At 56.1% G+C, this 4628-nt stretch carries 2 protein-coding genes and 1 pseudogene; 2 read left to right on the top strand and 1 reads right to left on the bottom strand.

All coding sequences use genetic code 11. From position 1 onward, the window contains the following. Positions 1–138 (top strand): annotated as a pseudogene (locus C466_RS16500) (ISH3 family transposase); the annotation flags it as partial. Between the two features lie 33 nt (positions 139–171). On the opposite strand, the gene C466_RS07115 reads toward C466_RS16500, so the two are convergent. Beyond that, entirely contained in the window at positions 172–996 is an 825-nt protein-coding gene (locus C466_RS07115; protein WP_004598925.1) for an IS5 family transposase, read from the bottom strand. Between the two features lie 670 nt (positions 997–1666). Between C466_RS07115 and csg the strand changes: the two genes are divergently transcribed. Next, complete coding sequence (gene csg / locus C466_RS07110; RefSeq protein ID WP_152418597.1) at positions 1667–4243, top strand: HVO_2072 family ArtA-dependent S-layer glycoprotein; 2577 nt, start codon at positions 1667–1669, stop codon at positions 4241–4243. Positions 4244–4628 lie beyond the last annotated feature (385 nt).

Genomic DNA, 4628 nt, shown 5'->3' with positions numbered 1-4628 from the left:
ACCTCGACACAAAATCCGGTCGTACGGCTGCTGTACGTCGTGGTGAGCTTGTTGTTACAGAACGTCTGGCGGTATTTACACTGGGAATATGTGGCGATGCCCCGCCGTGGGGGGCGTCGCCTCTGGAAGTGGTCGTTCATGCTCTATTGAAAATGCGGTACGGGAGCGGGATCATAGTGTTTTGGTGAGCTTCTTGAGGTTGTTGAGGGCGAACGAGAGGATGATCTCACGGAACTGTCGGTACCAGAATTGCGAACGCAGGGCGGAGTCCTGCGTTCGCTTGACCGTTGAGTAGGATGTTTCCGACATCCACCGCTGTGTGTAGCCTTTTGCCCGGATCAGCGCGTTGTTTGCTGCTGCCTTCGGGGTCGATCCACGGTACTGAATGAGGTAGTTCACATCTAATGCTGCGATCTCGTATTCGGTGTGCCAATCTTGAAATCCGTTATCGGCAGCGACGGCCCGCAGGTCGTCCGCGTTCCGGCGGACGACCCGCGGGCCAGCCTTCGTATCGTGCTCATGCTTGATACAGCAGTGAACGTCCAACACCGCCAGCGACTCTGTATCGGTCAATGTCGTCGCCTTGACCGTCTTTACCCTCCGTCCTTTCCGTTGACAATAATACTGGGAAGCGTTAGATCGCTCGAAGAACGTGCTGTCGAGGGCAACGTGGCCGGATTGCGGGTGTTGCTGCGCTGAAACGCGCAGCAACGCCCGCCAGACATCCATCGCATATCGATCAAACGAGTGGTAGAACGTGGTTGGATCGGGTGGAGCATCCGAGCTGATCCCGAGACGCTCACACACGTCCGGCATGAGACTGAGCCGATCTACGAGTTCGGCATAGCTGTGGCCTTCTTCCTTCCGAATACAGTGTGCGACGATGTGAGCCTCGCGGGCAAGCCCGCCCGAGACGGGCTTGCCCGCTCGCTTCCCCAACGCTTGTTTAGCTACACGTAGTGCTGTCTCAACGAGGTCGAGCAAGGCGACTCCCATTACCGCTTTCTCGACCTCGTTTTCCTAAACTCATTACGGCGTGATCCCGTTGCTATCTTCCATTTTCAATAGAGCAGTCGTTCAAGGAGTTCATCAACATGATTCAACGGGCAGCGTGGACGGCCCTCGCGACGCGACGGGCCGTCCCCGCAAACCGACCACCAGACGACCGGTTTACCCGCTAATCTCCGACCGGGCTAGCCTCCGCCAGGAGTGGCGACGCTGTCGCGTCGGCGGCAGCCGCCGCCGACAGCGACAGCTCTCCGTCGGTTCGTCGACGATCTTCTCGTCAAGACCACCCAGCACAACCGCTCCGCCACAGAACTCAGGCTTCAGAAACAGCTAGCTGAGGATGCTTTGTGAGGTACTGAATTTCCTTTCGTGACCAAGATCGGCATCGATATCGACGGAAAATATAGTATCGCAGACGTGGTTCGTTGAGCTTGTAAAGCCAAACTGTGGTTTTGTGCCTCTTGGCGTGTGTGTCATTCCCACGCCAATACCCCCACACAAAGCATATATATTAGGCAGATAGAAGCTAAATTGCGATCCCTACCCGACACAAGCGATGGAATTGTGAGTAATCTGATCCAAGTCCGGTTGCGCCCTCGACGTCCTGTTGGTCACCGACGAACGGGCGAATAAGGTGAAGACAAAGCATACTGTCGCAATGCAGACCAAAGAACACACAATGACAAACGACAATAATACACGAACGAAGGCCAATGCGGTCTTCTTCAGCGTCCTCATGGTTATCTCCATGGTGGCCGTTGGATTCGCGGCTGCACCCGCTGCTGCGGCTAATGCGGGCGATACAGCACACCGCGAGGAAATCACTACTGGAGATGGGGCGGATAGGATCAAGATTGCTGATGGAGAAGCAGTCTATCAAGGCGAAGAAAACCTTGCTTTCGTCAAAGATAATGGCGAGGTAATCTCAGCAACTAGTCTCGAAGGTACTTCCGGTAACCGGGAAGGCACTCCGCTGCAGATGCCTATTCCATCCGATCAAGACACCGGAACCTATGCTGAATTTGCCAATGGTTCTGGATTCACCACGACTGTCGTCACACCCCGGATCACCACCGCGGAGGTCCAGCTGAGTGACGACGACCTTAGCCAGGTTGGAAGCGATCGTGCTGATGAACTCACCATCTTCGGTGAATGGAACTTCAACGATGCTGAGAATGTTAGCCTAACAGTCGAAGATGCAAGCGGCGCAGACATCACAAACGAGGTCCTTGAACCTGAGAATCGTTCGCTGACTGGCGAAGGTCAGGGCTCTAACGCCCAGGACTCTGTCGGTCTCGACCTTGCCGGTGAAGATGCTGGTGAGTACACTGTCATCTTCGAAGGATCCAACAACCTTGACTACGACAGCGTCGTTGAGGAGTACACTGTTGAGATCACAAACCAGAACACTCTCAGCATAGATACTAGTCAGGATACGATCACTCAGGGAACGAATCTTGAGTACTCACTCAGCGGCGGCGTGAACGGTGACTACCACCTTGTCACGATCGACGCTGATGACTTCCGCAGCGAAGACATCTCCGACAATGTATTCCGAAACGTCGGAGACACGACAGAGGTTGGGTTTGCGAATGCTTCAGACACTGTTGACAGCGCCGCAGATGCGACCTACGCTTACGCAGTAGTCGAGATCGACGGGACTACTGCCTCTGGCTCCCTCCGAAGCTCGACGCTTGATGACACATCGATTGATCTCGATGTGTACGATCCCGACACGGGGGACCAGGACGGCAGCTGGTACGAACCTGGTGACGAGACGGAAGATGACACTGATTTCAGTGTTGAAGAGGGCGAGGTCGCCCTCGAAAATCCGACTGGCGATTACACCATTGGCTCCGAAGTCGATGTGAACGGTACTGCTGACAGCGCTGACAGTGTCGCACTCTACGTTCGCGATAACAACGACTGGGAGCCTGTTAGTGTCGGCGGCAATGGTGAGTACAGCAACGAGATCACGGTCGACTCGGACGACACGTTCGAGGAGACTGACGTCGTGATTTCCGGTCAGGACAAGCAGGCGGGTAACAATATTCTCTCGTTCGCCGGTCGCTACGACATCGGTGTGATTGATACCTCCGATGTTTCGGACGAGATTACTGACGATGATGGCGGTATCGGAACATCTGACTTCAGCAGTGCGTCGAGCACTCGTGCGACGATCACTGTGGAAGAAGGCGACCTGACCGCTAACTTCGGTACTATTAACGGTCAGATTTCCTCAGCTGACGAGGAGATTGACGTTGATGGTACTGCGGCTGGTCAGGATGAGGTCGTCGTGGCTTTCGTTGACCGCCGCGGCACCACTGTCGCCCGGACTGTTTCGGTTGACAGTGATGAAACCTTCGACCAGGACGATATCGACATCAGTAGCCTCTCGCAGGGTGCTGTCTCCGGCCATGTCATTTCGCAGGGCCGTGATAACGTAATTGGCGACGGTGACGACCTCCCGGGTCGGAACGGTTCGTCGCTCGTTGACCTGCGTGAATACATCAGGAACGAGGCGACTGGCAGCGGCGATCAGGTCCGCAGCCGCATCCTCTCGAACACCGTTGAAGCTGACGGTAGCGACGACTTGGCGGTTTCGACGTCGTTCCGTCTGAACGACGCGACGCTGGGAATCAACAATGTCTACCCCGACGCGGCTCAGGCAGAAGGCCTGAACCCGGTTGCGACCGGCGAGACGCTGGTCGTTGAGGGAGACACTAACCGTCAGTCTGACAATGCAGCAATTACGATTGAACTGCTGACTCAGGAAGACGAATCCGTTGGCTCGGCTTCCACTGATGAGTGGGAGAACGATGGCCAGTGGAGTGCCTCGGTTGACACTTCCGACGTCGAAACCGGTACGTACGTTCTCGAAGCTGACGATGGCGAGAGTACGGACCGTGTCGAAGTCGAAATTGTTGAGGAGCGCCAGACGGACGACGGCACCGACGATGGTGACGACGGCACCGACGATGGTGACGACGGCACCGACGATGGTGACGACGGCACCGACGATGGTGACGACGGTTCCGACGGCTCTGACGGTTCCGACGGTTCCGACGGTTCCGACGGCTCCGACGGTTCCGACGGTTCCGACGGTTCCGACGGTTCCGACGGTGACGGCAGTGGCGATGACAGTACTGACGACGGCACGCCCGGCTTCGGCGCGCTCGTCGCACTTGTTGCTCTCATCGCGGCTGCGCTGCTCGCGACCCGTCGCAACAACTAACGCCAGCTAATAACCGAACGGGCCTTCCGTTCGGCTCTCTGCGGTTCGCGGCTCCATTTTTCAACCCCAATACGTAACGAGCGAAAGCCACAGCTTCACATTCATTGCGAGGGTAGAGGCCCATGACTGTTGTCATGGTAGAAGTCTGATCGTATGAGGCAACAGAGCGTCAACACTGTTTCTTCCCAATTGGCCACGCGGAGTTCCCTCATCGAAATGGACGCCCGCTAGCCGACGCCCAACACTGGGGACTGCGATCATCACGCCGCGACAGGAACTTGCTTTCTTGATGCCTTGTTGCCTTGTTGAACGCAAGACAGCGTCGGGGTAGGGTCGATAACTCACGGTTTCACGGTGTCAAAGACTGGTTCTTACACGCAGAAGA

The sequence above is a fragment of the Halorubrum distributum JCM 10118 genome (genome assembly GCF_000337335.1).
GTDB classification, from domain to species: domain Archaea; phylum Halobacteriota; class Halobacteria; order Halobacteriales; family Haloferacaceae; genus Halorubrum; species Halorubrum distributum.
This window is presented reverse-complemented; position numbering and strand designations above follow the sequence as displayed.

Bases quoted from the DNA above. Each gene is read 5' to 3' on its own strand.
- C466_RS07115 (WP_004598925.1), bottom strand. From the start codon at position 996: ATGGGAGTCGCCTTGCTCGACCTCGTTGAGACAGCACTACGTGTAGCT.
- csg (WP_152418597.1), top strand. From the start codon at position 1,667: ATGCAGACCAAAGAACACACAATGACAAACGACAATAATACACGAACG.